At 67.2% G+C, this 26811-nt stretch carries 27 protein-coding genes and 1 tRNA gene; 20 read left to right on the forward strand and 8 right to left on the reverse strand.

Going from position 1 to position 26811, the window contains the following annotated elements:
* The first annotated feature begins 7 nt into the window (after window positions 1-7).
* The 4 genes from AncyloWKF20_RS05800 to AncyloWKF20_RS05815 all read left to right on the forward strand — a co-directional run bounded on the left by AncyloWKF20_RS05800 (window position 8) and on the right by AncyloWKF20_RS05815 (window position 4529).
* On the forward strand, window positions 8-1093 hold the full coding sequence (locus AncyloWKF20_RS05800) for a BMP family ABC transporter substrate-binding protein (RefSeq protein WP_279316950.1): 1086 nt from the start codon (window positions 8-10) through the stop codon (window positions 1091-1093).
* A 151-nt stretch (window positions 1094-1244) separates the two neighbouring features.
* On the forward strand, window positions 1245-2525 hold the full coding sequence (locus AncyloWKF20_RS05805) for an allantoate amidohydrolase (RefSeq protein ID WP_279316951.1): 1281 nt from the start codon (window positions 1245-1247) through the stop codon (window positions 2523-2525).
* The gene (locus tag AncyloWKF20_RS05810; protein WP_279316952.1) at window positions 2522-3745 is read left to right on the forward strand and encodes an ArgE/DapE family deacylase; all 1224 of its coding nucleotides are present in this window, start codon (window positions 2522-2524) and stop codon (window positions 3743-3745) included. The genes AncyloWKF20_RS05805 and AncyloWKF20_RS05810 overlap by 4 nt, the downstream gene beginning before the upstream one ends.
* Window positions 3746-3764: 19 nt before the next feature.
* On the forward strand, window positions 3765-4529 hold the full coding sequence (locus AncyloWKF20_RS05815; RefSeq protein ID WP_279316953.1) for a DUF4239 domain-containing protein: 765 nt from the start codon (window positions 3765-3767) through the stop codon (window positions 4527-4529).
* A 21-nt stretch (window positions 4530-4550) separates the two neighbouring features.
* Here the strand turns inward: AncyloWKF20_RS05815 and rimO are convergent, their stop codons facing one another.
* The 3 genes from rimO to AncyloWKF20_RS05830 form a co-directional block, all read right to left on the reverse strand.
* Window positions 4551-5906: a 30S ribosomal protein S12 methylthiotransferase RimO gene (rimO, locus tag AncyloWKF20_RS05820; RefSeq protein WP_279316954.1), complete on the reverse strand. Its 1356-nt coding sequence runs from the start codon at window positions 5904-5906 to the stop codon at window positions 4551-4553.
* Window positions 5907-6037: 131 nt separating this feature from the next.
* On the reverse strand, window positions 6038-6364 hold the full coding sequence (locus AncyloWKF20_RS05825; protein ID WP_279316955.1) for an antibiotic biosynthesis monooxygenase: 327 nt from the start codon (window positions 6362-6364) through the stop codon (window positions 6038-6040).
* A 137-nt stretch (window positions 6365-6501) separates the two neighbouring features.
* Window positions 6502-7068, reverse strand: coding sequence for a hypothetical protein (locus AncyloWKF20_RS05830; RefSeq protein ID WP_279316956.1), 567 nt, complete (start codon window positions 7066-7068; stop codon window positions 6502-6504).
* Between the two features lie 564 nt (window positions 7069-7632).
* Here AncyloWKF20_RS05830 and AncyloWKF20_RS05835 point away from each other — a divergent pair.
* The 14 genes from AncyloWKF20_RS05835 (at window position 7633) to AncyloWKF20_RS05900 (ending at window position 19452) form a co-directional block, all read left to right on the forward strand.
* The gene (locus AncyloWKF20_RS05835) at window positions 7633-7902 is read left to right on the forward strand and encodes a hypothetical protein (protein ID WP_279316957.1); all 270 of its coding nucleotides are present in this window, start codon (window positions 7633-7635) and stop codon (window positions 7900-7902) included.
* 204 nt (window positions 7903-8106) lie between these two features.
* Window positions 8107-8784 (forward strand): hypothetical protein, encoded by a 678-nt coding sequence (locus AncyloWKF20_RS05840; protein ID WP_279316958.1) that lies wholly within the window; start codon window positions 8107-8109, stop codon window positions 8782-8784.
* Between the two features lie 331 nt (window positions 8785-9115).
* A tRNA-Ser gene (locus tag AncyloWKF20_RS05845) sits at window positions 9116-9205 on the forward strand.
* A gap of 182 nt (window positions 9206-9387) precedes the next feature.
* Window positions 9388-9669 (forward strand): metal/formaldehyde-sensitive transcriptional repressor, encoded by a 282-nt coding sequence (locus AncyloWKF20_RS05850; RefSeq protein WP_213755077.1) that lies wholly within the window; start codon window positions 9388-9390, stop codon window positions 9667-9669.
* 45 nt (window positions 9670-9714) lie between these two features.
* On the forward strand, window positions 9715-10842 hold the full coding sequence (locus AncyloWKF20_RS05855) for an S-(hydroxymethyl)glutathione dehydrogenase/class III alcohol dehydrogenase (RefSeq protein ID WP_279316959.1): 1128 nt from the start codon (window positions 9715-9717) through the stop codon (window positions 10840-10842).
* The gene (gene fghA / locus AncyloWKF20_RS05860; protein WP_279316960.1) at window positions 10842-11687 is read left to right on the forward strand and encodes an S-formylglutathione hydrolase; all 846 of its coding nucleotides are present in this window, start codon (window positions 10842-10844) and stop codon (window positions 11685-11687) included. The genes AncyloWKF20_RS05855 and fghA overlap by 1 nt, the downstream gene beginning before the upstream one ends.
* 140 nt (window positions 11688-11827) lie before the next feature.
* A complete protein-coding gene (locus tag AncyloWKF20_RS05865; protein ID WP_279316961.1) occupies window positions 11828-12649 on the forward strand; it encodes a FadR/GntR family transcriptional regulator in 822 nt (273 codons plus the stop codon).
* 159 nt (window positions 12650-12808) lie between these two features.
* A complete protein-coding gene (locus AncyloWKF20_RS05870; protein ID WP_279316962.1) occupies window positions 12809-14008 on the forward strand; it encodes a mandelate racemase/muconate lactonizing enzyme family protein in 1200 nt (399 codons plus the stop codon).
* 13 nt (window positions 14009-14021) lie between these two features.
* Window positions 14022-14792: an SDR family oxidoreductase gene (locus AncyloWKF20_RS05875; protein ID WP_267582349.1), complete on the forward strand. Its 771-nt coding sequence runs from the start codon at window positions 14022-14024 to the stop codon at window positions 14790-14792.
* 58 nt (window positions 14793-14850) lie between these two features.
* A complete protein-coding gene (locus tag AncyloWKF20_RS05880) occupies window positions 14851-15864 on the forward strand; it encodes a TRAP transporter substrate-binding protein (RefSeq protein ID WP_279316963.1) in 1014 nt (337 codons plus the stop codon).
* A 110-nt stretch (window positions 15865-15974) separates the two neighbouring features.
* Complete coding sequence (locus tag AncyloWKF20_RS05885; protein WP_279316964.1) at window positions 15975-16556, forward strand: TRAP transporter small permease; 582 nt, start codon at window positions 15975-15977, stop codon at window positions 16554-16556.
* Entirely contained in the window at window positions 16553-17833 is a 1281-nt protein-coding gene (locus AncyloWKF20_RS05890; protein ID WP_279316965.1) for a TRAP transporter large permease subunit, read from the forward strand. The genes AncyloWKF20_RS05885 and AncyloWKF20_RS05890 overlap by 4 nt, the downstream gene beginning before the upstream one ends.
* Before the next feature lie 51 nt (window positions 17834-17884).
* Complete coding sequence (locus AncyloWKF20_RS05895; protein WP_279316966.1) at window positions 17885-18928, forward strand: L-idonate 5-dehydrogenase; 1044 nt, start codon at window positions 17885-17887, stop codon at window positions 18926-18928.
* Window positions 18925-19452 carry a gluconokinase gene (locus AncyloWKF20_RS05900; RefSeq protein ID WP_279316967.1) on the forward strand — a complete coding sequence of 176 codons (528 nt, stop codon included), beginning with the start codon at window positions 18925-18927 and terminating at the stop codon, window positions 19450-19452. The genes AncyloWKF20_RS05895 and AncyloWKF20_RS05900 overlap by 4 nt, the downstream gene beginning before the upstream one ends.
* A gap of 4 nt (window positions 19453-19456) precedes the next feature.
* Here the strand turns inward: AncyloWKF20_RS05900 and AncyloWKF20_RS05905 are convergent, their stop codons facing one another.
* Window positions 19457-20269, reverse strand: coding sequence for an Asp/Glu racemase (locus AncyloWKF20_RS05905; RefSeq protein WP_279316968.1), 813 nt, complete (start codon window positions 20267-20269; stop codon window positions 19457-19459).
* A gap of 34 nt (window positions 20270-20303) precedes the next feature.
* The gene (locus AncyloWKF20_RS05910; protein WP_279316969.1) at window positions 20304-21545 is read right to left on the reverse strand and encodes a D-amino acid dehydrogenase; all 1242 of its coding nucleotides are present in this window, start codon (window positions 21543-21545) and stop codon (window positions 20304-20306) included.
* A gap of 126 nt (window positions 21546-21671) precedes the next feature.
* On the opposite strand from AncyloWKF20_RS05910, the gene AncyloWKF20_RS05915 reads away from it, so the two are divergent.
* Window positions 21672-22400 (forward strand): GntR family transcriptional regulator, encoded by a 729-nt coding sequence (locus AncyloWKF20_RS05915; protein ID WP_279316970.1) that lies wholly within the window; start codon window positions 21672-21674, stop codon window positions 22398-22400.
* An 18-nt stretch (window positions 22401-22418) separates the two neighbouring features.
* Here the strand turns inward: AncyloWKF20_RS05915 and AncyloWKF20_RS05920 are convergent, their stop codons facing one another.
* On the reverse strand, window positions 22419-23318 hold the full coding sequence (locus AncyloWKF20_RS05920; RefSeq protein WP_279316971.1) for a hydrogen peroxide-inducible genes activator: 900 nt from the start codon (window positions 23316-23318) through the stop codon (window positions 22419-22421).
* Window positions 23319-23453: 135 nt separating this feature from the next.
* Between AncyloWKF20_RS05920 and katG the strand changes: the two genes are divergently transcribed.
* Window positions 23454-25631 (forward strand): catalase/peroxidase HPI, encoded by a 2178-nt coding sequence (katG, locus tag AncyloWKF20_RS05925; RefSeq protein WP_279316972.1) that lies wholly within the window; start codon window positions 23454-23456, stop codon window positions 25629-25631.
* 104 nt (window positions 25632-25735) lie between these two features.
* Here the strand turns inward: katG and AncyloWKF20_RS05930 are convergent, their stop codons facing one another.
* Window positions 25736-26353 (reverse strand): invasion associated locus B family protein, encoded by a 618-nt coding sequence (locus AncyloWKF20_RS05930; RefSeq protein ID WP_279316973.1) that lies wholly within the window; start codon window positions 26351-26353, stop codon window positions 25736-25738.
* Window positions 26354-26451: 98 nt separating this feature from the next.
* Window positions 26452-26763, reverse strand: a complete 312-nt coding sequence (locus AncyloWKF20_RS05935) for a hypothetical protein (protein ID WP_279316974.1) — start codon at window positions 26761-26763, stop codon at window positions 26452-26454.
* Between the last annotated feature and the right edge of the window lie 48 nt (window positions 26764-26811).

Genomic DNA, 26811 nt, shown 5'->3' on the forward strand with positions numbered 1-26811 from the left:
GACGTTCATGCGCAAAATTCTCTCCATGGCGGTCGCCATCGCCGCGGGCTTCGCGCTCGCCGGCGTCGGCGCAACCGGCGCCTCAGCCGCCGAGAAGCTCAAGATCGGCTTCGTCTATATCGGACCGGTGGGTGATTTCGGCTGGACCTACCAGCACGATCAGGGCCGCAAGGCGGTCGAGAAGGAGTTCGGTGACAAGGTCGAGACGACCTATGTCGAGAACGTGCCGGAGGGCCCGGACGCTGAGCGCGTCATCGAGCAGCTCGTGCGCGCCGGCAACAAGCTGATCTTCACCACCTCCTTCGGCTATATGGAGCCGACGCTGAAGGTGGCGAAGCGCTACCCCAAGGTCTATTTCGAGCACGCCACTGGCTACAAGACCGCGCCCAACGTCGCGACCTACAACTCGAAGTTCCATGAGGGCCGCTACATCCTCGGCCAGATCGCGGCCAAGACTTCCAAGACCGGCACGATCGGCTACATCGCCTCCTTCCCGATCCCGGAAGTCATCTCCGGCATCAACTCGCTGATGCTCGGCGCGCAGTCGGTCAATCCCGACATCAAGATCAAGATCGTCTGGGTGAACTCCTGGTTCGATCCGGCCAAGGAGGCCGATGCGGCCAAGGCGCTGATCGACCAGGGCGCCGATGTGATCTCCCAGCACACCGACAGCCCCGCCGCCATGCAGGCGGCCGAGGCGCGCGGCGTGAAGGCGTTTGGCCAAGCCTCCGACATGATCGCTTTCGGGCCGAAGGCGCAGCTGACCTCCATCGTCGACAACTGGGCGCCCTACTATATCGAGCGCACCAAGGCGGTGCTGGACGGCACCTGGAAGTCCACCGACACCTGGAGCGGCATGAAGGATGGCGAGGTCGTCATGGCGCCCTACACCAACATGCCTGACGATGTGAAGGCGATGGCGGAGAAGACCGAAGCCGCGATCAAGGACGGCTCGCTGCACCCCTTCAAGGGCCCGATCACCAACCAGAAGGGTGAGCTGGTCGTCAAGGAAGGCGCCGTTCTCGCGGACAAGGACATCCTCTCGATGAACTGGTACGTGAAGGGCATCGACGACAAGATCCCTGGCCAGTGAGGCGGACAGTCAGTCCAACCTGAGACGAAGGTGCGGCGGCGGCCAACGCCGCCGCACATTGCCAAAGCGGCACCCATATGCGATGCGCTGACGAGGCTGGGCCGGCTGGCGGATTCACCGCGGCATCCAGTGGAGGCGCCGAACCGACATCATGACCGTGCCGCTGGACATCGCTGCGCTGGGCGCGCGCGCCGCCGCCATGATCGAGGAACTGGGCGCGATCTCCGCCACTGCGGACGGGCTGACCCGCTTCTTCCTCACCCCCGAACATCGCCGCGCCGCCGATCGCGTGGCCGCATGGATGCGCGCGGCCGGGCTCGAGGTTTCCGAGGATGCGCTGGGCACCGTGCGCGGCCACTGGCACCCCGCCGGCCCCGACGCACCGCGCCTGCTCATCGGCTCGCATATCGACACGGTCGGCAATGCCGGCAAGTATGACGGCACGCTCGGCGTAGTCCTCGGCATTCTCGCGCTGGACGAGATCCGCAAGGCCGGCGTCACCAAGCCCTTCGGCATCGACGTGCTGGCCTTTGGCGACGAGGAAGGCACGCGCTTTCCCACCACGCTGTCGGCCTCGGCCGCTGTCGCCGGCATTTTCTCGCCGGCCAATCTCACCGTGCGCGATGCGGATGGGGTGAGCTACCGCGACGCGCTGCTTGCCTATGGCAAGAACCCCGACGACATTCCCGCCGCCGCCTATGACCCCAATAAGGTCATCGCCTATGTCGAGGCGCATATCGAGCAGGGCCCGGTGCTGGAAGCCGAGGGTGAACCGCTCGGCGTCGTCACCGCCATTGCCGGCGCCTCGCGCCTCTCCGTCACCGTAACCGGCGAGGCGGGCCACGCCGGCACTGTGCCGATGACCATGCGCCGCGATGCGCTGCTCGGCGCGGCGGAAATGGCGCTGGCGGTCGAGCGCATCGCCAAGGCCGACCCGCACGGCATGGTGGCGACGGTCGGGCGCGTGCATGTCGAGCCCGGCTCAATCAACGTCATTCCCTCGCGCGTCGTCTTCACCGTCGATCTGCGCTCCGGTTCGGACCTGTCACGGCGCGACGCGCTGGAGCGCTTCGAACGCGAGGCACACCGCATCGCCGATCTGCGCCATCTCGGCGTCGTCATCTCGGCCTTCCACGAGGTCGCGACCGTGCCGTGCTTCCGCGACCTGCAACTGCGCCTGCGCAACGCGGTCGCCGCTGTCGGCCATCGCGCGCCGACGCTGGCTTCCGGCGCCGGGCATGACGGGCAGGCCATGTCCGCGCTGTGCCCGATCGGCATGTTGTTCGTGCGCTGCCGCGGCGGGATCAGCCATAACCCGGCCGAATACGCCTCCCCCGACGATATGGGGCTTGCGGCGGCCGCGCTGGTGCGCTTCATCGAGCGTTTCCAGCTTCCGCAACTCAGCGAAGCCACAGGCGGAGTAGAGACGTGACCATCCCCGGCGACGACAAGGCGCCCCTCGCGCGCGAAGTCGAATTCCTCAAGGCGCTGGTGCGCGTGCCGAGCGATAACCCGCCCGGCGATTGCGCCCCCCATGCGGAGGTCGCCGGCCAGCTGCTGGAGGAGCTGGGCTTCACCGTCGAGCGCCATCCGGTGCCCGAGCCCTTCGTGAAGACCTACGGCATGAAGTCGGTGGTGAACCTCGTGGTGCGCGAGCGCTTCGGCAGCGGGCAGGGGCCGGTGATCGCGCTCAATGCCCATGGCGACGTGGTGCCACCTGGCGAGGGCTGGACCTATGATCCCTACGGCGCCGAGGAGCGCGGCGGGGCGATCTATGGGCGCGGCGCCGCCGTCTCCAAATCCGATTTCGCCACCTACGCCTTCGCCCTGCTGGCGCTGAAGGAGCGCCCGGAGGACCTCGACGGCACGGTCGAGCTGCACTTCACCTATGACGAAGAGGCGGGCGGCTTCGTCGGGCCGAAATGGCTGATCGAGCACGAGATCACCAAGCCGGACTTCGCGATCTCCGCCGGCTTCTCCTACGCCGTGGTGATCGCCCATAATGGCTGCCTGCACCTCGAAATCGTCGTGCGCGGCAAGCAGGCGCACGCCGCCATGCCGGAGACCGGCGCCGATGCGCTGGAGGCAGCGAACGCGATCCTCACCGCCATCTATGGTGAGCGCAAGCGCCTCTACGGCATCACCAGCGCCACGCCGGGCATCGGGTCGCCCAAGATCACGGTCGGCCTGATCTCGGGCGGCATCAACACCAATGTGGTGCCGGACCGTATCGTCATGCGCGTCGACCGGCGCCTAACGCCGGAAGAGGACGGACTTGCCGTCGAGGCCGAGTTGGCGGCGCTGATCGAGCAAGCCGTCGCCGGGCGGCCGGGCATCGAGCTCGAATGCCGCCGCATCATCCTCGCCGAGCCGCTGCGCACGCTGCCGGGCACCGAGCGTCTGGTCGAGATCGTGCAGAAGCACGCAACCGCCGTGCTGGGCGAGACGCCGCCGGCGACCGCCGTGCCGCTCTATACCGATGCGCGCCACTACACCGCGGCGGGCATTCCGACCATTCTCTACGGCGCCGGGCCGCGCTCCATTCTGGAAGCGAACGCCCATGCGGCGGATGAGCATGTGCGCATCAGCGACCTCAAGGCCGCGACCACGGTGATCGAGGGCACGCTGCGCGATCTTCTGGCGGCGAAGTAGCGGCGAGGGAGCTGCGGCCATGAACTGGATGCAGCTCATCGTCGGCGAGTACTGGGTGCTGGTGGCGCTGTTCGCGCTGGTGCCCCTTCTCTCCGGGCTGGTGATCTATTGGGTCGCCATGCTCCCGCGCTTCGTGGCGTGGTTCCAGCCCAAGGAACTCGCCACCTCCTATCTCGGCGCGCTGACGCTGCCCTTCGCGCTGTTCCTCGCCTTCATGATGAGCGACATCTGGCAGCGCGAGACCAAGTTCGCCCAGACCGTGCTGCAGGAAGTCCAGCGGCTCGACGCCATGCTCGACGTGGCGCGCATTTGCGGCGCGCCGTGCCAGCGCATCGACGACGCGCTGGGGGCCTATGCGCGGGCGCTGTCGCAGAACGAGTGGGATGAGGGCTGGACCTACCCGCAAGCTGTCGTGACCGAGCGCTTCGACGCGCTGGTCACCGCGATCGCCGAGGAGGAAGCGCGCTCCCAGATCGCCGGGCATCTGCGCGCCGCGCTGCTGGCGGGGCAGGGCGAATTGCGGCGGCTGCGTACCGACCGCTATTTCATCCTGCATGTCGATCTGGCGCCGCACCGCTGGGCCGTGGTGGTGCTGCTGGGCGTGCTCTCGCAGATCGGGCTGGCGGCACTGCATGTCGGCAAGCGCCCGCAGCTCATCATCAGCCTGGCGACCTTCTCCATCGCCTTCGCCGTGACGCTCGCCTACACCGTCGCCCTTGCCTGGCCGACGGTGGACGAGAACATCATCCCCCGCGAGGAACTGACGCGGGTGATGGCGCCCTGAGAGCGCCAGCCCTGCCGGTGGTCAGAAGCCGACCGCCGTGCCGTGCAGGTCATAGGCGTCCGCGCGCTCGATCTTCACCGTGGTGATCTCGCCGACGCGCAGCGGGCGGCGCGAGGCGACGTGCACCACGCCGTCGATCTCCGGCGCATCCGCCTTGGAGCGGCCGACCGCCACCGTCGGCCCGACCGAGTCGATGATGACCTGCTGGCGCGTGCCGACCTTGCGCTTCAGCCGACGGGCGGAGACGCGCTGCTGCACTTCCATGAAGCGCTTCCAGCGTTCTTCCTTCACCTCATCCGGCACGGCCTGGCCAAGCGCATTGGCGGGCGCGCCATCGACCGGCTCATATTTGAAGCAGCCGACACGATCGAGTTCAGCTTCCTCAAGGAAGTCGATCAGCTCCTGGAACTCGGCCTCGGTCTCGCCGGGGAATCCGACGATGAAGGTCGAGCGCAGCGTCAGCTCGGGGCAGGCGGCGCGCCAGGCTTGCACGCGGGCCAGCGTCTTCTCCTGCGCCGCCGGACGCTTCATGCGCTTCAGCACGGTCGGGGAGGCGTGCTGGAAGGGAATGTCGAGATAGGGAAGGATCACCCCATCCGCCATCAGACCGATGACCTCGTCGACATGCGGGTAGGGGTAGACATAGTGCATGCGCACCCAGGCGCCGAGCGTACCGAGTTCGCGGGCGAGATCGAGGAAGCGCGCGCGGACCTGCCGATCCTTCCACTGGCTCTCCGCGTAGCGCAAATCGACGCCATAGGCGGAGGTGTCCTGCGAGATGACGAGCAGTTCCTTGACGCCGGCCGTCACCAGCCGTTCAGCCTCGCGCAGCACGTCGGCAGCCGGTCGGCTGACCAGATCGCCGCGCAGCTTGGGGATGATGCAAAAGGTGCAGCGATTGTTGCAACCCTCTGAAATCTTTAGGTAAGCGTAGTGACGCGGGGTGAGCTTGATGCCCTGCGGCGGCACGAGATCGAGGAACGGATCGTGCTGCGGCGGCACCGCCTGATGCACGGCGGCCAGCACGCTCTCATATTGCTGCGGGCCGGTGACGGCGAGCACGCCCGGATGCACGGCGCGGATCTGCTCCGGCTCGGCGCCCATGCAGCCGGTGACGATAACCTTGCCGTTCTCCTTCAGCGCATCGCCGATGGCGGCGAGGCTCTCGGCCTTGGCGCTGTCGAGGAAGCCGCAGGTGTTCACGATCACCAGATCCGCGCCCTCATGATGGCGCGACAGCTCATAGCCTTCCGAGCGCAGGCTGGTGACGATGCGTTCGCTGTCGACGAGCGCCTTGGGGCAACCCAGCGAAACGAAGGAGATACGCGGCGCCTCGCCGCGCGCGGCGGAGGCGTCGGTCGACGCGATTTCGGCCATGGCCTGTCGGAACCCGGACTTGAAAGGATCGCGAGGCGTTAAGCCAGCTGCCGCCATCCGTCAACTCCGCCCCGCGCAGGTCCGGGCTGCGCGGGGGACGGGGAGGGGCGTCCGATCGGCCCGCGGCAGGCTCAGGCGGCCTGCTGGTTGTCCAGCGCGATCACGCTGTCGAACAGCTCGACCTCAGGGTGGCCGACATAAAGCGGCTTGTTGCCGCCGGCATTGCGATGGGCGGCGCGGAAGGCCTCCGAGCGCGTCCAGTTCTCGAAATCCTCGCGCGAGCGCCAGATCGTGTGCGAGGCGTAGAGGGTGTGATCCTCCTTCGCCGGGCCGCGCAGCAGATTGAAGGCGACGAAGCCGGACACGGTGTTGAGGTGGCTGTCGCGCTCGCGCCAGACGGTCTCGAAATCGGCTTCCGAGCCCTGCTTCACCTTGAAGCGATTCATGGCAAGAAACATGTCGTGCTCTCCTGTCTTTCCCGGCTGCGGGAACCTAGCCGATGCACCGCCGGGGGTCGATCATCAACGCCCGCAGATGCGCAGGAAAAAGGGGCGGCGTGATGCCGCCCCGCCGTTCTCGGGAGAGACGATACGGCCTACTTCAACTTATCGACATCGATGCCGAGCGTGATCGCGCCGATCGCCACATCCTTGTCGGAGATGGTCACGCTGACCTGGGCGATCTTCTTGCCGCCGTCCTCCTCCACCTTGTCGACGAAGATTGTGCCGGGCCCGGCCGCATAGGACTTCTGCCACTTGGCCTCGTCCGCCTGCCACATGTCGGACGTGCCGTCGGTCTGGGCGACGTTCAGGCCGCGATCATCCATCACGAAGGCTTCGGTGATGACACCGCCGGAGGCTTCCTTCTTCTTCACCAGGAAAGCGGCCGCCGGGTTCTTCATCGTGGAGTCGCGCAGCGCCTGGTCCTTGTCCTTCCACTTCTGGTCGAGCGCATCGATGTCGGTCTGCATCAGCCGGGCATGCGCCTTGTTGGAGGCGATGACCGCCGCGACGATCACCGGATCGCTCAGCCAGGGCTGCACATTCTTCTTCACATAGGCCGTGACGGCCGGCGCGTGGGCAAGTTCGTCCTGCGCGAAGGCCGGCGCAGCAAACATCAGGCTCGCCGCGGCCGCCGCGGCAAGGGTCATACGAAATTTCATTGGCGTTTCCTCCTTGAGGGCGGTCTTTCGCCGCCGAACGCAGCGTAACATGATGTATCGAGGTGATTGCAATATGTATTCGCTGCTGCAGGGCAGCATTCATATCTATTTCGCTCGCAGTAGCGAGATGACGAATACATATTAAGTATTCGCGCGATGAAGGATCTCTCGGACGAGCGCGCATGACGTTGGCGGCGTTCAACGGCGAGGCCGGCATCCCGGCAAGGCACATAGCGCCGCCGATCCGATGCGGAACAACTAGGCTGTTCTGTCCCAAGGGAAAGAAAGATTGGTCAAGATCGGCGCTCGCCGCCCGCAAGACGCTGGAATGCCGGATGCAAGGTACGATGTGCCATATTCTTCATGGCACCCAGCCGTGATCATCACCAAAAGGTGTAATGGGGAAGCGCCCGACAGGGCTAGAATGACGCCGGTTCATCGCCACTCCGCTTGACTGTGTCATTGTTGCGCTACGATTGACTGCGATGCTCGGCAAACAGGCGGACCTTCCGGCCAGGTCACGCCCTTTCCCCACAAGGCCGTTCACACAGGGAGGACGAAGGCATGTCGAACGACGTCAAGGACTTCCAGCCGACCCCGCTGCTCGTACGCGTCGGCCACGAGGAGCTCGAAATCCGCTCGCTTCAAGGCGCCATCCACCTCATCCGCTCCTTGCGGCATGACCGCCTCGGCCGATTCGCCGAGATGCTGCTGACCCAGATGGAATCGGCGGAGCTACCCCAGCAGCAGCGGGACGCCTGGGTTGCGTTCGAGACATGGTCGGCCGCCTGCGGGCTGCAGCCGCATCACGCGGCGCTGCGCCGCGCCGCCTGACGCGGCACGCGTTGGACGCTGCGGCAGGGGACGGAACCGCACATTATCCTTCCCACTGCCTTGAAATCGCCGCCCGTCGCCAGCACTTCTCGACCCATGATCAGTCGAGATGCAAAGCTGCGCGCGGCATGTCTGCCAGGACGAGTCCGCCGGCGGCCAGCAACCTTGGGAGCCCCGGTCGTCATGCTGGCCGGATGCTTGTGGTTGTCCGGCCCCGCTTTGGCGCAGACACCCGAAGTTGAAGCCGCCGCTCCTCCGCCGCCGCCCCTCGTGCTGCTGCTGGATGGGCTCGGCGTGTATGTCGAGAGCGACTATATCGGCGTCTCCGCACTGGCCGGTCCGTTGCAGCGGCAAGGTTTTCGCACACGCACCGACTCGCATCTGATGACCCGGACGCAGGGCATCGTGCCGGACATCATCATCGGCCACTCCATGGGCGGCGACACGGCTCTGCGCTATGCCCGCAAGCTGATCGCGGCCGGCCAGCCGGCGCCGGTGATCATCACCATCGACGCGGCGCCGGCGCCGCCATCCTGCCCCGTGCCCCGCTGCATCAACATCCACGGGCCGGGCTTCGCCGATGTGCGCGGCGCGGTGAATGTCGACGCCTGGGCGTCGGGCGCGCGCTTCGTCAGCCATGCGCAGCTGCCGACGGCACCGGTGGTGCAGCAGATGATTCTCGGGCAGACGCAAAGCTTCATGACCGAACGGCGTACCGTGGCGACCCGTAGCGCGCCGGGAGCGACAACCGGCAGGGGGGCGCGCACGCCCGCCGCCCCGGCCCAGGGCGCTGGCGAGGCCACCACCACGGACGCCCGCCCGCGCATGTGGACCAGCCCCGCCTGGACCATTCCGGGCTGGACATCGCCGTCCACGCCGTAGCGAACCGTCAGCCGCGCGCCCCGTGCGCACAGGCGCATGACGCTGCGCCTTAGGCGGGTTGGCCGACAGAGAAGGCCGCTGATCGCGACGGCGTGCGTCCAGATGGAATCGACGCCGCGCGTTATCGCGGGCGGGGCTATTTCGCAGGCCGGGATCGTTCGGGGGAAGGGCGACGATGGGGCAGGGGTACATATCGGCGTTCTCAGCCTGAAAGCTCGTGCCGTCTCCCACCGGCGGCTCCGTTTGCCGCTTGCCAAAGTGCCCGAGTTTGGGAACAAGGGCGCAGCGGACCCGCAACGCGTCCGCCCCGCCGGGCCAAGCGCCCGCACGCGGAAGGGTGGCCGAGTGGTTTAAGGCAGCGGTCTTGAAAACCGCCGTGGGTGCAAGCCCACCGTGGGTTCGAATCCCACCCCTTCCGCCAAACCCGCTCTCTCCTCTCCACATACAAACTTGGTGATCCCTAGCTTTCGCGTCGTCGATGGGACCCAAGCGGAATACCCGCTTCATCAGCCCCCGCAGCCCGGCTGCCCTCCCTTGCCTGGATACTCCCGGCAGTATATTGAGCCATGCAAAGCGCGCTTATGCGCGACTGGGTGATGTCGGATGCCTCATTCGCCGGACGACAAGAAACGGGCCCTCACGCGGCTGCGGCGGATCAGGGGGCAGGCTGAGGCGCTCGAGAGGGCGGTCGAGGCGGGCACGGATTGCCGCCCGCTGCTCCAGCAGATCGCGGCGCTGCGCGGCGCCGTCGGCGGCTTGATGGCCGAGGTGCTGGAAAGCCATCTGCGCGAGACCTTCGGGCCGGGCGCGCCGGGCCACCAGCCTGGCCCCTTTGATGGCGAGCTGGACGAGATCACCACCATCCTGCGCACCTATCTGAAATAGCCGCGCCTTCGCAGCGGCCCATCAAACCAGAACGAGGGAAAGACCATGAAATCGCGTGCTGCCGTTGCCTGGGAAGCCAAGAAGCCGCTGACCATCGAAACCATCGAGATCGGCGGGCCGAAGCCCGGCGAGGTTCTGGTCGAGATCATGGCGACCGGCGTGTGCCACACCGATGCCTACACGCTGGATGGCCTCGATTCCGAGGGCAAGTTCCCCGCCATTCTCGGCCATGAGGGCGCAGGCATCGTGCGCGAGGTCGGCGCGGGCGTGACCTCGCTCAAGGTCGGCGACCATGTCATTCCGCTCTACACGCCGGAATGCCGGAGCTGCAAAACCTGTCTGTCGCAGCGCTCGAACCTGTGCACCTCGATCCGCGCCACGCAGGGCCAGGGCCTGATGCCGGACCGCACGACCCGCTTCTCCTGCGAGTCCGTCGGCGGGCGCGGCGGCGAGATCTTCCACTATATGGGCTGCTCGACCTTCTCGAACTTCACTGTGCTGCCGGAGATCGCGCTCGCCAAGGTGCGCGAGGACGCCCCCTTCGACAAGATCTGCTACATCGGCTGCGGCGTCACCACCGGCATCGGCGCGGTGGTCTACACCGGCAAGGTGTGGCCGGGCGCGAATGTCGTGGTGTTCGGCCTTGGCGGCATCGGGCTCAACGTGATCCAGGGCGCGCGCATGGTCGGCGCCGACAAGATCATCGGCGTGGACATCAACCCCGCCAAGGTCGCGATGGCCAAGAAGTTCGGCATGACAGACTTCATCAACCCGCTGGAGGTCGGCAACGACAAGGTGGTCTCGGCGATCCAGGATCTCACCGATGGCGGCGCCGATTTCACCTTCGACTGCACTGGCAATGTGAATGTGATGCGCCAGGCGCTGGAAGCCTGCCATCGCGGCTGGGGCACCTCGATCGTGATCGGCGTCGCGCCGGCCGGCGCGGAAATCGCCACCCGCCCGTTCCAGCTGGTGACCGGCCGCAACTGGCGCGGCTCGGCCTTCGGCGGCGCGCGCGGGCGCACCGACGTGCCGAAGATCGTCGACTGGTACATGGAGGGCAAGATCAACATCGATGATCTCATCACCCACACCATGCCGCTCGACGAGATCAACACCGCCTTCGACCTGATGCATGAGGGCAAGTCGATCCGCTCCGTGGTGATCTACTGATGGGCGCGCTGGAGACCATCTCGACCGCGCGCTCGCATGGCGGCGTGCAGGGCGTCTACCGCCACCAATCGGCGGTGACGGGGACGCCCATGACCTTCGCCGTCTTCGTGCCGCCCCAGGCGGCAGCCGGCCCCGTGCCAGTGCTGTGGTATCTGTCGGGCCTCACCTGCACCCATGCCAATGTCATGGAAAAGGGCGAGTACCGCGCCGCCGCTGCGGCGCAGGGCGTTATCATCGTCTGCCCGGACACCTCGCCGCGCGGCGAGGACGTGCCGGACGAGAAGGACAACTGGCAGTTCGGGTCGGGCGCGGGCTTTTATGTCGACGCGACGCAGGCGCCCTATGCCGCGAACTACCGGATGTACTCCTATATCGTCGAGGAACTCACCGCGCTGATCGCGGCGGCGTTTCCCGCCGATATGGGCCGGCAGGGCATTTTCGGCCACTCCATGGGCGGGCATGGCGCGCTGACCATGGCGCTGAAGCACCCGGACCGTTTCAGGAGCTGCTCGGCCTTCGCCCCCATCGTCCAGCCGAGCACGGCGGACTGGTCGCGCCCGGCGCTGGAGAAATATCTTGGCGCGGATCCGGCGGCATGGCGCGCCTATGATGCGGTGGCGCTGATCGAGGATGGCCGGCGCTTCCCGGAGTTCCTGGTCGATCAGGGCGGGGCCGATCCGTTCCTGAAGACCGGCCTTCGGCCCGAGCTTCTGGCGGCTGCATGCCAGAAGGCCGGCATCCCCCTCACGCTGAACCTGCGCGAGGGCTACGACCATTCCTACTTCTTCATCTCCACCTTCATGGCCGACCACATCGCCTGGCACGGCACCCGCCTTGGTCGGTGATGATTGCCTCCCCGCCGTGCGCGCCGGCGGGGAGGCGCCTTGCTACGTAAGGCGTAGGGCGCTTGCGTGCCCCCGTCTCTTCTGTGTCCTGAGCGCTGACGGGCATTGACGACCCAATCATCATACGTATGATGATTGGCATGACCCTTTATCACGACACCCTGGATCGGTTGGGGAAGGACATCTGCGCGGGCCGTTATCGCCCGGGGCAGGTGATTCCGGCCGAGCCGGTGTTGTGCGCGCAGCTTGGCGTCAGCCGGATCGTGCTGCGCGAGGCGATCAAGGGGCTGGCCTCGAAGGGGATGGTGGAAGCACGCCGTCGCACCGGCACGGTGGTGCTGGAGCAGAGCCGCTGGAGCCTGCTCGACCCCGAGGTGATGATCTGGCGCGCCGATGCCAATGGCGTCGATCTCGCGCTCGGCTCCGACATCATGGAACTGCGACGGATCATCGAGCCGGCCGCCGCGCGGCTCGCCGCCCAGCGGGCGAAGCCGGCCGAACTCAAGGCGCTGCGCGAGGCCTATGAGGCGATGGCCGAGGCGGTGGACGGCAAGGGCGATTATGTCGCCGCCGACCTCAAATTCCACAGCACCATTATCCGCGCCTGCGCCAATCCCTTCGTCACGCAGTTGCAGAGCGTGATGGCGACGGTGCTGCGCATCTGCTTCGAGCGGGTCGCCGCCGTGCCTGGCGGGCGCGCCCATTCGCTGCCGCTGCACCGCCGGGTGTGCGAGGCGATCGAGAATCGCCGCCCGTCCGAGGCGGGTGACGCCATCATCGAGCTGCTCGACGATGCCGAGCGCGACATGCGCCATCTGCTCAGCCTGAATCCCAACGCCTTCCGCACGCCGGCCCAGACCGCCAGCGTCGCGGAGGTTCAACTACGAGCCGATCAAGAGCTCGACCCTGACAAAAGCCAAAAGGCTCTGGAGGAACGCCATGAACGGGCCGTCCTGACCTGACGCTGCGCCTGCCCGCAGCCTGATCGTCCGCCATCCCCCGGCTGCCGCGTGCGGGCCGGGATAGCGGATCTGTGCCTCACATCGTCGGTTTCGCTGCCAGCTTCGCCCCCACCGGGTGGACGATGGCGGAGCGTACCCTCGGAACTCCCAGCAAGTGCCATGAAAATCACAGCCATCGAGACGATCCGCCTCGCCGAATTCGCCAATCTGCTCTGGGTGCATGTCCACACCGACGAGGGCGTGATCGGCCTGGGCGAGACCTTCTATGGAGCGGGCGCGGTCGAGGCGCATATTCACGATACGCTGGCGGGCCGGCTGCTCGGCCGCGATCCGCTGCGCATCGAGGCGCTCAACCGCGAGATGGTGAACCTGCCGCTGGCGCAGGCCTCGACCGGTGTTGAGTACCGTGCCGCCTCGGCCATCGACTTCGCCCTGTGGGACATTTTCGGCAAGGTCTGCAACCAGCCGGTCCACCAGATGCTGGGCGGCCTCGCCCATGACAAGCTGCGCCTCTACAACACCTGCGCCGGCTACAAATATGTCCGCTCGATGAGCATCAAGCCGGTCTCCACCTGGGGGATCGGCGAGGCCGAGGGGCCTTATGAGGATCTCGATGCCTTCATGAACCGGGCCGACGAGCTGGCTGAGAGCCTGCTCGACGAAGGCATCACCGCCATGAAGATCTGGCCCTTCGACCCGGCCGGCATCGAAACGGGCGGCAACTACATCACCGCCGAGCAGATGAAGACGGCGATCCAGCCCTTCGAGAAGATCCGCAAGGCGGTCGGCGACAAGATGGAGATCATGGTCGAGTTCCACTCGCTGTGGAACCTGCCGACCGCCAAGCAGATCGCCCGCGCGCTCGAGCCCTATGCACCGACCTGGTACGAAGACCCGATCCGCATGAACTCGCCGCAGGCGCTGGCCGAATATGCCCGCTCCACCGATGTGTGGGTCTGCGCCAGCGAGACGCTCGGCTCGCGCTTCGCCTATCAGGATTTCCTGAATGTCGACGCGGTAGGCGTGGTGATGGTCGATCTGTGCTGGACCGGTGGCCTCACCGAGGGCCGCAAGATCGCCGCGCAGGCCGACACCTATCATCGGCCCTTCGCCCCGCATGACTGCACCGGCCCGGTCGCCTTCGCCGCGGCCATCCATTGCTCGTTCAGCCAGCCCAATACGCTGATCCAGGAGTCCGTCCGCGCCTTCTATCGCGGCTGGTACACCGAGCTGGTGACCAACCTGCCGCGCATCGAGAACGGCTTCGCCTACCCCATGGAAGGCGCCGGCCTCGGCCTCGAACTGCGCCCTGAAGTCTTCACGCGCCCCGACATCACCCGCCGCCGCAGCGCGCTCTGAGAAAGACCCGCTTATGTCCACCCAGCTCTTTTCGCTCGAGGGGCGTACCGCCCTCATCACCGGCTCGGCCCGCGGCCTCGGCCTCGGCATCGCTCGTGGCCTTGCCCAGGCGGGCGCGCGCGTCGTGCTCAACGGCACGAAGCCGGACACCACGGAGGCGGCGTGCCGCACGCTGGAAGGCGAGGGGCTTTCCGCCCATGCGCTGCCCTTCGACGTCACCAATGACGCGGCCGTGGCCGATGCCTTCACCGCGCTCGACGCCGAGGGCATCGAGATCGACATCCTCGTGAACAATGCCGGCATCCAGTTCCGCAAGCCGATGGTGGATCTCGATCCGGCCGATTGGCGCCGGGTGATCGAGGTCGATCTCACCAGCGCCTTCCTGGTCAGCCAGCAGGCGGCCCGCCGCATGATCGCGCGCGGGCGCGGCGGCAAGATCATCAACATCGCCTCGCTGATGAGCCAGGCGGCGCGCGCCACCGTCGCCCCCTACACGGCGGCGAAGGGCGGCATCAAGACACTGACCCATTCCATGGTCGCGGAATGGGCCCAGCACGGCATTCAGGCCAACGCGATCGGTCCCGGCTACATGGCGACCGACATGAACGAGGCGCTGATGAACGACCCGGCCTTTGACGGCTGGGTCAAGGGCCGCGTCCCGGCACGTCGCTGGGGCCAGCCGGACGAACTGGTGGGCGCCGCCGTTTTCCTCGCCTCGCCCGCCTCCAACTACGTCAACGGCCAGCTCATCTACGTCGATGGCGGGATGCTGGCCGTCCTCTAAGCGGCGCATGACGACGCCGCAGATCGTCCCGAAGAAGATCGCACCAAGGAGAAGACCCATGAAGACCGTTACCGGACGCCGTGCCTTCACCGCAGCGCTGCTCGCCGCCACCCTGTTCGGTGCGCTGCCCGCCGCCGCGGAGATCAAGGCCAAGGTCGGCCACGCCATGCCGGAGAGCCATCCGCAGGCGGCCGCGATGAACAAGTTCGCCGAGCTCGTCGGCACCTACACCAATGGCAATGTGAAGGTGCAGACCTATCACGGCGCCGTTCTCGGCAGCGACGAGAAGCAGCTCCAGGCCGTGCAGGCCGGCACGCAGGAATTCTACATCGGCACGCTGGCGCCGCTCTCCTCGCGGGTGAAGGAAGTGCAGGTCTGGGATCTGCCCTTCATGTTCCAGAACACCAAGGAAGTGTACGCCGTGCTTGACGGCGCTTCCTCCAAGGAGATCTTCGCCAAGGTCGAGCCCTCGGGCATTGTCGGCCTGACCTGGACCGGCATGGGCTTCCGCAACCTGTCGAACAGCCGCCGCCCGGTCACCAAGCTCGACGACATCACCGGCCTAAAGCTGCGCGTGATGGCCAACCCGGTGGCGCTCGACACCTGGAAGACCATTGGTGCCAACGCGACGCCGATGCCGTTCTCTGAAGTGTTCCCGGCGCTCGAGGTCAAGGCGATCGACGGCCAGGAGAACCCGCTCCTGCACATGTACGCCAACAAGATGCAGGAAGTGCAGAAGTACATTTCCATCACCAACCACGTCTACACGCCGGTCGCGCTCGTCGCCTCGAAGAAGTTCTGGGACACGCTGACCCCCGCCGATCAGGACGCGATCCGCAAGGCCGCGGTGGAAGCGGGCCTGCTGCAGCGCAAGCTGCTCGACGAAGGCAATCGCGACGTGATCGCCAAGTTCAAGGAAGCCGGCGTCGAAGTTGACGAGGTTCCGGCCGACCAGCTCGCCCGCATCCAGGAGCAGGTGAAGCCGGTGGTCGCCAAGTTCAAGCCGCAGATCGGCGAGGCCTTTGTCGACGGCTTCTACGCCGAAATCGAAAAGGCCCGCAGCGCCAACTGACCGAGACGCTGATCCGGCGGCCGCCTCCGCGCGCCGCCGGAACAACCACTCGATGACGCGTCCCTTCCGTCCGATGCCGAAGCGGCACTCGGCTTTTCCGAGGTGTCTCGATGAACCAACTGCTCAAGTTGGCGATCGCCACGTTCTACCGCGTGCTTGAGGTGCTGATGGTGCTGTGCATGGTCGTCATGCTCGTCACCGTCTTCAGCAATGTGGTGCTCAGGCTCGGCTTCAACACGGGCATCGACCTGTCCGACGAGCTGCCGCGCTTTGCCTTCGTCTGGCTTACCTTTCTTGGTGCCATCGTCGGCCTGCACCGGCGCGCCCATCTCGGCGTCGATATGGTGGTGCGGGCGCTGCCGCTGCTCGGCCGCAAGCTGTGCTGGGGCATCAGCCAGGCCATCATGCTGCTGTGCAGCCTCTACATGTTCTACGGCACCTGGCTGCAGCACGACATCATCGCCGGCAATTCCTCGCCCGTCGCGCAGATCTCGACGCTCTGGGTCTACGGCGTGAGCTACATCACCAGCACCGCCATCGCCCTCATCTGCGCCGCCAATCTCGTCCGCCTCGTGCTGGGTCACGTCGCCGAGGACGAGCTGATCGACGTGAACGAGGAGGGCCTCTCCGAAATCCACGAGATCGACCACGAGCTGGCGGAGCAGACCGCGCGCAAAGGCACGGCGTCATGATTGTTTTCATTTTTATCGGATCGCTGCTCGGCCTCATGGCGCTGGGCATGCCGGTCGCCTTCGCGCTGATCGGCTGCGGCCTCGCCATGATGTTCTACATGGGCATCACCGACCCGCAGATCATCATCCAGAACATGTGGGACGGCGCCAACAGCTTCCCGCTGCTGGCTGTGCCCTTCTTCATGCTGGCCGGCGAGTTCATGAACGCCGGCGGCATGACCCGGCGCATCATCACCATGGCGATGGCCTGGGTTGGCCATATTCGCGGCGGCCTCGGCTATGTCGCGGTGATGGCGGCGGTCATCATGGCCTCGCTCTCGGGCTCGGCCGTGGCCGATACCGCCGCGCTGGCCTCGGTGCTGGTGCCGCTGATGCGCAACGCCGGCTATGACGTGAACCGCTCCTGCGGCCTCATCGCCTGCGGCGGCATCATCGCCCCGGTCATCCCGCCCTCGATCGGCATGATCATCTTCGGCGTCGCCGGCGGCGTGTCCATCACCAAGCTGTTCATCGCCGGCATCGTGCCGGGGGTGATGATGGGTATCGCCATCATGCTGGCTTGGCGCTGGTGCATCAAGAAGGACAACCCGCGCGTCGAGCCGCGCCGCTCGATGAAGGAGCGGCTGGTGGAAACCCGCGACGCCTTCTGGGCGCTGATGCTGCCGGTGGTCATCATCGGCGGCCTGAAGTTCGGCATCTTCACGCCGACCGAAGCCGCCGTGATCGCCGCCGTCTACTCGCTGGTCGTGGGCCTGTTCATCTACCGCGAGATCAAGCTGCGCGACCTGTTCCATCTGATCTACCGCGCGGCGGAAACCACGGCGGTGATCATGTTCCTGGTGGCGGCGGCGGGCGTATCGGCCTGGCTCATCACCACGGCGGACATTCCCCAGCAGCTCGCCGGCTTCGTCGAGCCGTTCATGGACAGCCCGATCCTGCTGATGGCGATCCTGATGGTGCTGGTGTTCATCATCGGCACCGCGCTCGACTTCACGCCGACCGTGCTGATCCTCACCCCGGTGCTGATGCCGGTGGTGAAGCAGGCGGGCATCGACCCGGTCTATTTCGGCGTGCTGTTCATCATGAACAACGCGCTGGGGCTGGTGACGCCGCCGGTCGGCACGGTGCTCAACGTGGTCTGCGGCGTCGCCAAGGTGCCGATGGGCGGGGTGATCCGCGGCGTGCTGCCGTTCCTCATCGCCCAGACCGTCGTGATGTTCCTGCTGGTCGCCTTCCCGCAGATCGTCATGTGGCCGCTGCACTGGATGACCCGCTGACAGGCGGGTCATTCACACCGTAACTTTCTCCCGACCAAGGACCTGCCCGACATGCGTGCCATCGTCATCCACGCCCCGCACGATCTGCGCCTGGAATCCATGCCCGCCGCGACGCCGGGCCCGCGCGACGTCGTCGTGCAGATGGGCGCCGGCGGTATCTGCGGCTCCGACCTGCATTACTTCCATCAGGGCGGTTTCGGCGTGGTGCGCCTGCGCGAGCCCATGGTGCTCGGCCATGAAGTGGCCGGCACGGTGAAGGCGGTGGGCACTGAGGTCACGGCGGTGAAGGTCGGCGACAAGGTGGCGGTGAACCCCTCGGGTCCGTGCGGGGAGTGCGAGTACTGCCGGCGCGGCCTGCGCAACCAGTGCCTCGACATGCGCTTCTTCGGCAGCGCCATGCGCTTTCCCCATGTGCAGGGCGCTTTCCGCGAGGAAATGACCGTGCCGGAGGCGCAGGCGGTGAAGGTCGCCGACGATGTCGACCTGACGCTCGCGGCGCTGTGCGAGCCCTTCGCCGTGGCGCTCCACGCGGTGGCGCAGGCCGGCGACCTTACCGGCAAGACCGTGCTGATCTCCGGCTGCGGGCCGATCGGCTGCCTGGTCATCGCGGCGGCGAAGCTCGCGGGCGCGGAAACCATCATCGCCACCGACATCGCCCCGGAAACCCTCGCCATCGCCGCCCGGCTCGGGGCGACGCGCTGTGTCGATGTCTCCGGCGGCACCGAGGCGCTGGCGGATCTTGCGCAGGACAAGGGCCGGGTCGACGTGACGCTGGAATGCTCGGGCAATGGCCGTGCGCTCACCAGCGCCATCGAACTCACCCGCCCGCGCGGCACCATCGTGCTGATCGGTCTTGGTGGCGAGCTGCCGCTGCCGATGAACGCCATCGTCGCCAAGGAGCTGAACATCGCCGGCAGCTTCCGCTTCGATGAAGAATTCGCCCGCGCCGCCGAACTGGTCTCGACCCGGCAGGTCGACCTGAGCCCGCTGCTGTCCGGCAGCTTCCCGATCGAGGAGGCCGACGCCGCCTTCGCCCTCGCCTCCGACCGGCGCCGGGCGATGAAGGTCCATTTCCGCTTCAGCGAGGCCGTATGACGCTGAGGGACGACGTGGCACCGCCCGCTATCGTGGTCATGGGTGTCTGTGGCTGCGGCAAGTCCTCGGTCGGCGCGGCGCTGGCCGCGCGGCTGGGCGCCGATTTCATCGAGGGCGATGCGCTGCACCCGCCCGCCAGCATCGCCAAGATGGCGCGCGGCGAGCCGCTGGACGACGCCGACCGCCAGCCCTGGCTGGAGGCGATCCGGCAGGTGATGCTCGATACCCGCGCCGCCGGGCGCGGCGTCGTCGTCTCCTGCTCGGCGCTGCGCCGCACCTATCGCGACCATCTGCGCGGTGCAGGCACGCTCCGCTTCGTCTTCCTGACGGGGACCAAGGATGTGCTGGCCGCGCGCATGGGCCAGCGCGACGGCCATTTCATGCCGCTGACGCTGCTCGACAGCCAGCTCGCCACGCTGGAAGACCCGAGCGGCGAGGCGGATGTGACGACCATCGACATCGACCGTCCTCTCAGCGAGGTGGTCGCCTCTGCCAGCGCGGCCCTAGACTTCTGCCGCGCCTGAACCTTCAGGCGAGCCCGCACGCGAAGAGCCGGCCGGCATTGGCCGGTGCATCGTCAATGCCGGCGAGCCGCACAGCATGCCAGGCCATGGCGTGGTTCGAGGAGGTGACCGGCACGCCGGTCGCCGCCTCGATGCGGGTCACCACTTCCGCCACGCGCAGGCTGGTGCAGGAGACGAAGATCGCCTCGATGCCCGGCGCCTCGCGCGCCAGCCGCTCCGCCCCGGCGACGATGGAATCGACCGAGATGCAGGCCGCGTCCCGGTCGTCGCGCCGGTCGAAGGTGGCATAGGCCGCGACATCGAATCCCTGCGACTGAAAGCTCGCGGCCATGCCGGCGGTGATCTCCGGCGCGTAGGGCGTGAGCATGGCGACACGACGCGCGCCCAGTGCCTTCAGCGCCGCCCGCGCCGCCGTGACCGGGGTGGTGCAGGCAACGCCGGGCCGCGCCTTGCGGATCTCGCCAAACACATAATCCTCGCCCAGCAGCATGGTCGCCGAGGTGCAGCCGAAGGCGACGACATCGACCGGCGTGCCCGGCAGGATCAGTTCGGCCGACGGCGCGATGCGCGGGCCGATGGCGCGCAGCGTCTGCGGGCTGATCTCGGCATCATTGTGCAGCCGCGCCTCGTAAAGGCCGACACCGGGGAGGTCGAGCAGGTTGCGGAACTCGTATTCGATGGTCTGGTCGGTGGCGAGCACGACGAGGCCGATCGTGGCCCGCGCGCCCAGACGCGGCGCCAGTTCGGACGCCATGACGCCGAGATCACGCGGCGCATCGGGAATAACGGGGGAGGCGAGGGCAGAGTGCGGCGTCATCGGCGGAACCTCCGGTTGCGGGGCGGGGCGGCGCTCAGGCGGCCAGCCCATCCATGGGAATGGCCGGCGTGCGGCCGGCGATGAGATCGGCGGTGATGCGCGCCGAGCCGTGCGACATGGTCCAGCCAATATGGCCGTGGCCGGTGTTGAGATAGAGATTGGCGAGCTGCCGCCGGCCGAAGAAGGGCAGGTTGGTCGGCGTCATCGGCCGCAGCCCCGCCCACATCTCGGCCCGCTCATAGTCGGCGCCCTCGGGGTAAAGCTCCTGCGTCACCCGCTTCATGAAGGCGAAGTCGGCCGGCTTGTGGCTGGTGTCATAGCCGGCGAATTCGGCGGTGGCGGTCACGCGGATACGGTCGCCAAAGCGGGAGATCGCGACAAGGTTGTGCTCGTCGACACAGCCGAGGCTCGGCGGGCGCGGCTGGTTGCCGATGGGAATGGTCAGCGAATAGCCCTTGATCGGGTAGATCGGCAGGTCGATGCCGATGGTGCGGGCGAGGCCGGCGCTGGCCGAGCCCATGGCCAGCACATAGGCGTCGCCCGTCACCCGCCCGCGCTCCGTGGCGATGCCGGTCACGGTGCCGCCCGCCACCTCGACGCCGGTGATCGCCGTGCCCGTGCGGATCTCGCCGCCGCGCCGGGCGACGATGGCGGCCAGCGCGCGGGTGAACTTGGCCGGATCGCCCGTCTCGTCGGTCGGGCACCAGATGGCGCCGGCGATCTTGTCGCGGGCATGGGCGAAGGCCGGCTCCATCGCCACCACCGCGTCGCGGTCCAGCACCTTGATGAGCTGACCGTCCGATTCCAGCAGCCGCATATTGGCGACGCCGACATCAAGCGCCTGCTGGCTGCGGTGGAAATACAGGATGCCCTCGTCGTTGCGGTCATAAGCAAGCTCTTCCGCGCCGATCACCTCCTGCAGCACCGCCTGCGAATAGGCGGCGAGGCGGTGCTTGAGCAGCGTGTTGCGGCGCGCCTTGGCGTGGGTGCATTCCATCAGGAAGCGCCAGGACCAGCTGTAGAGGCGCGGATCAGCCGAGAGACGGAAGCGCAGCGCCTGATCCTTCAGCACCAGCGATTTCAGCAGCGTCATCGGCGCCTTGGGCGAGGACCAGACAAAGGAATGGCCAGGCGCGATCATCCCGGCATTGCCCCAGCTCGTCTCGTCGGCCACCTCGGCATGGCGCTCCAGCAGCACGACGTCGTGGCCATCCTTCTGCAGCTGGTAGGCGGTGGTCACGCCCACGACCCCGCCGCCGAGCACGATGATGCGCATATCGCCACCCCGATTGAAGTGAATACACTTTAGGAGTCGCGTCGGGCTGCACAACGGGAAATGTTGGGCATAGACTGCCCGCTCCCTATGCAGGGCAGGGGCGGAAGGCGCGGGGAGGCGCGGAGCATGGCGGGTGACGAAGAGAGCAAGGCGAGCGCCCCCGAGGCCGCCACCCGGCGCCCCCGCGCGGCCGACAGCGTCGAGCGCATCTACGCCATCATCAAGGAGTTCGCGGTCGAGTACCGCTTCCGGCCGGGCGAGAAGATCAACGAGGTGGAGCTGGCGGCGCAGCTCGATGTCAGCCGCACCCCGGTGCGCGCGGCGCTGAACCGGCTGGAGCGCGACGGCTTCGTCGTCACCGTGCCGAACAAGGGCTTCTTTGCCCGCGAGATCACCCCCGAGGCGGTGCGCGACCTCTACGAACTGCGCGCGGCGGTGGAGCGCGCTGCCTTCGTGCTCGCCTGTGGTCGCGCCACGCAGGCGGAGATCGAGGCGACGGTCGCCGCGTGGGAGCAGCACAACCGGCTGGAGCAGGAAGGCTCATGGGCCGCCATCGCGCGCGCCGACGAGGCGTTCCACATGGCGCTCACGCGGCTCTCGCGCAACGCGCAGATGGCGCTGGCGCTCGATGGTATTTCCTCGCGCATCCGCTTCTTCCGCCGCATCGCGCTGGAAGCCCTGCCGCAGCGCGCCACCGGGTATCGCGAGCATGCCGCCATCATCGAGGCGCTGCGCCGGCGCGACGCGGCGGGCGGGGCGGAGCTGCTGGAGCGCCACATCACCCTGTCCTCCGAGCATGCGGTGGAAGTCGCCACCGCCGGCCTCGCGCGCATCTTCTTCGGCGACGCCGCGTAGACCCTTTCACCTCGAGGTCTAGGCGGCCGCCTGCGCCTCGCCGGCCTCGCGCACCATGCCGGCGAGAAGCTCGAACTGTTCGGCCAGCGGGTTGGTGCGGCGCCAGACCATGCCGATCACCCGCGCCGGCGGCGGGGTCAGCCGGGCGACGCAGACCTGCGCCTGCGCGGTCTCGATCCGCACCGCCATTTGCGGGATCAGCGTCACCCCGATGCCGGCGCCGACCATCTGCACCAGCGTGGTGAGCGAGCTGCCCTCCATCAGCTCTCGGGGCTGGCTCGGCGAGAAATTGCAGTAGGAGAGCGCCTGCTCGCGGAAACAATGGCCCTCTTCCAGCAGCAGGAGCTGCATCTCGCGCAGCATCTCGGAATTCGGCACCGGCTTGTCGGCATCCGCACGCGGGCGCACCAGCACGAACTCCTCCTCCAGCAGCGGCACCTCGACGAGCGACGGCTCGGAGACGGGCAGGGCGACGATGGCGGTATCGAGCCGGCCCTCCAGGAGATCCTCCACCAGCCGCTGCGTCACCGCCTCGCGCGGGCGCAGGTCGAGCCCAGGAAAGCGGGCGCTGATGCGGGTGAGCAGGCGCGGCAACAGATAGGGCGCGACGGTCGGGATGACGCCGATGCGCAGCCGGCCAGCGAGGGGGCTCAGCGAGGCGCGGGCGAGGTCGTCCAGTTCCTCCACCGCCCGCAGGATGGAGCGGGCGCGGCGGGCGAATTCGGTGCCGAGGCTGGTGAGGCGGATCTGCCGCATGCCGCGCTCGACCAGCGGCACGCCGAGGATCTCCTCCAGCTCCTTGATCTGTAGCGACAGCGCCGGCTGGGAGATGGAGCAGGCCTCCGCCGCGCGGCCGAAATGGCCGTGCTGCGCCAGCGCCTCGAAATAGCGCAGATGCTTCATCGAGATGTTACTCATAAGTGGTACATATCGTGGCAATTAGAAAATGCAAATTTTCATTATCAGAGAGACGCGGTAAGACCCTGCCATCAGGCGCGCATTGGACTAATTCCAGTGCGGGCGGCGGGACGATTTGGGAATTCGGAGGCGAGAATGGACGACATCACGAAGCGGCCGGCGGGCAAGTGCCCGGTGATGCATGGCGCGATCACCGAGACCGGCAGGTCCAACACCGATTGGTGGCCGACCTCGCTCAACCTCGACATCCTCTCGCAGCACGACACCAAGACCAACCCGCTCGGCAAGGACTTTAACTACCGCGAGGAGCTGAAGTCGCTGGATTTCGACGCGCTGAAGAAGGACATGATCGCCCTCATGACCGAGAGTCAGGAGTGGTGGCCGGCGGATTGGGGCCATTATGGCGGCCTGATGATCCGCCTGTCCTGGCACGCGGCCGGTTCGTATCGCCTGGCCGATGGCCGTGGCGGCGCCGGCACCGGCAATATCCGCTTCGCCCCGCTTAATTCCTGGCCGGACAATGCCAGCCTCGACAAGGCCCGCCGCCTGCTGTGGCCGATCAAGAAGAAGTACGGCAACAAGATCAGCTGGGCGGACCTGCTCGCCTATGCCGGCACCATCGCCTATGAGTCGATGGGCCTGAAGACCTTCGGCTTCGGCTTCGGCCGCGAGGACATCTGGCACCCCGAGAAGGACGTCTACTGGGGCGCCGAGAAGGAATGGCTCGCCCCGAGCGACGAGCGCTATGCCGATGTGTCCGAGCCCTCGACGCTGGAGAACCCGCTTGCCGCCGTGCAGATGGGCCTCATCTACGTCAACCCGGAAGGCGTGAACGGCAAGCCGGACCCGCTGAAGACCGCCGCGCAGGTGCGCGAGACCTTCGCCCGCATGGCGATGAATGACGAAGAGACCGCCGCGCTCACCGCCGGTGGCCACACCGTCGGCAAGACCCACGGCAATGGCGACGCCAAGCTGCTCGGCCCGAGCCCGGAAGGCGCGGACATCACCGATCAGGGCATGGGGTGGGCGAACCCGCACCAGAACGGCGCCGCCAACCGCGCCGTCACCTCCGGCCTCGAAGGCGCCTGGACCACGCACCCGACGCAGTTCGACATGGGCTTCTTCGAAATGCTGTTCGGCCATGAGTGGGAGCTGCGCAAGAGCCCGGCCGGCGCCTGGCAGTGGGAGCCGATCGACATCAAGGAAGAGGACAAGCCGGTCGACGCGACCGATCCCTCGATCCGCCACAACCCGATGATGACCGACGCCGACATGGCGATGAAGGTCGATCCCGTCTACAACGCGATCTGCCAGAAGTTCATGGCGGACCCGGAGTATTTCAAGGACACCTTCGCCCGCGCCTGGTTCAAGCTGACCCATCGCGACATGGGCCCGAAGGTCCGCTACATCGGCCCGGACGTGCCGAAGGAAGAGCTGATCTGGCAGGATCCGGTCCCCGCCGGCGCCACCGACTATGATGTGACCGCCGTCAAGGCGAAGATCATCAATGCCGGCCTCTCCATCCCGGAACTGGTCGCCACCGCCTGGGACAGCGCCCGTACCTATCGCGGCTCGGACATGCGCGGCGGCGCCAATGGCGCGCGCATCCGCCTCGCCCCGCAGAAGGACTGGGAAGGCAATGAGCCGGCCCGCCTCGCCAAGGTGCTGGCGGTGCTGGAGCCGATCGCCGCCGAGACCGGCGCGAGCGTCGCGGACGTCATCGTGCTGGCCGGCAATGTCGGCATCGAACTGGCCGCCAAGGCGGCGGGCGTGGATGTCTCCGTGCCCTTCGCTCCCGGCCGGGGCGATGCCACCGACGCCCAGACCGACGCCGACTCCTTCAACGTGCTGGAGCCGATCCATGACGGTTTCCGCAACTGGCAGAAGAAGGATTATGTGGTCTCGCCGGAAGAGCTGCTGCTCGACCGCGCCCAGCTTCAGGGCCTCACCGCCCCGGAGCTGACCGTGCTACTCGGTGGCCTGCGCGTGCTCGGCGCCAATTATGGCGGCTCCAAGCACGGCGTGTTCACCAGCCGCGAGGGCGCGCTGACGAACGACTTCTTCGTCAACCTGACCGACATGGCCAATAGCTGGACCAATGCCGGCAACGGCATCTACGAGCTGCGCGACCGCAAGACCGGCGCGCTCAAGTGGACCGCCACCCGCGTCGATCTGGTGTTCGGCTCCAACTCCATCCTGCGCGCCTATGCCGAGCTCTATGCGCAGGACGATGCCGGCGAGAAGTTCGTCAAGGACTTCGTCGCCGCCTGGACCAAGGTGATGAACGCCGACCGCTTCGATCTGGCGGCCTGAACCGGGCCTGATGTGCGGCAGCTCCGGCTGCCGCGCTGAGCCCAAAAGAAAACCCCGCTCACCAGCCCGGTGAGCGGGGTTTTTTATCGGCCGTGCCGGAAGGCTCAGAGCAGCGACTGGAGCCGCGTCAGCCCGGTGGCGAAGCCGTTGAGCGAGACGGTGAGCACGATGGCCTGCCCACCCTCGAACGCCTTGGCGTTGATCTTCACCTGCTTGCCGGTCTTCAGCTTGGCGAGCGTGTCGCCCTCGAAGCGGAACTGCACGATGCAGCCCGCCGGCAGGCAGACCTGGAAGGGCAGGGCCGGCAGCGGCGCGCCATCGTCGATCTGCACCGTCACGCCGGGCGCCAGAGCCAGGCCGAAGGGCAGGGCCATGATGCCGCCGAGCCCCTTGGCATCGACGCTGCCCACCTCGATGGCCAGCGCCCGCTGCTTGCTCTGCTGGTCGACCTGCACCTGCGAGAGTACGCAGACGCGCCGGCCATTCGGCAGGGCGCAATTCACCGTCCAGTCATCGAAGCTCTCGCGCAAGGAGGACGCGCCGCCCGGCAGCGTCGCGTCGGCCTTTGGAGCGTCCGCCTTAGGCGCGGCGGCAGGGGCGGCAGGGGCGGCAGGCGCGGCATTGGCCGCGGGTGCGGCAGGCTTCGGCGCCGTCTGTGCCAGAAGCGGAGACGCGGTGAACAGAAGGGCGGCGAGGGCAACACGGAGGGACAAACGGTGCATCGGAACTTCTTATGTTGGGGCGTAACAACGGTACCTTGATAGCATGGCCCTAGGGCCATGATCGTGACCATGCAACCCCATGCAAGGGGCGGAACCGCTCAGGGTGCCATGATCTGCGGCGTGCCACAGGCCGGCGGGGCGCAATCCGGCAGCTTGGCGGCGGCCGCCGGGTCGGCGGGCGGTGCGGTCGGCAGCGGCACCAGTTCACCGGTCATCGGCGCCGGCTCGTCCGTCGGCTGCCCCAGCGAATCGGGCATCGGAGCCGACAGGGTGTCGGATGGGCCAGGCGGGTTGAGCGGCGGCAGCGTCGTGTCCGACTGGGCAAAGGCCGGACCCGCCGCCAGAAGGGCAAGGCTCACGGCCAGACCCGCGGCATAGCGCGGGGCGAGCCCGGTGATCGGCGATCTCACAATGGTGTCCCTCCACGATCTCGGGCGAGTGTACCGCAGGCCATCCGT

It is taken from the genome of Ancylobacter sp. WKF20, assembly GCF_029760895.1.
Taxonomy (GTDB): domain Bacteria; phylum Pseudomonadota; class Alphaproteobacteria; order Rhizobiales; family Xanthobacteraceae; genus Ancylobacter.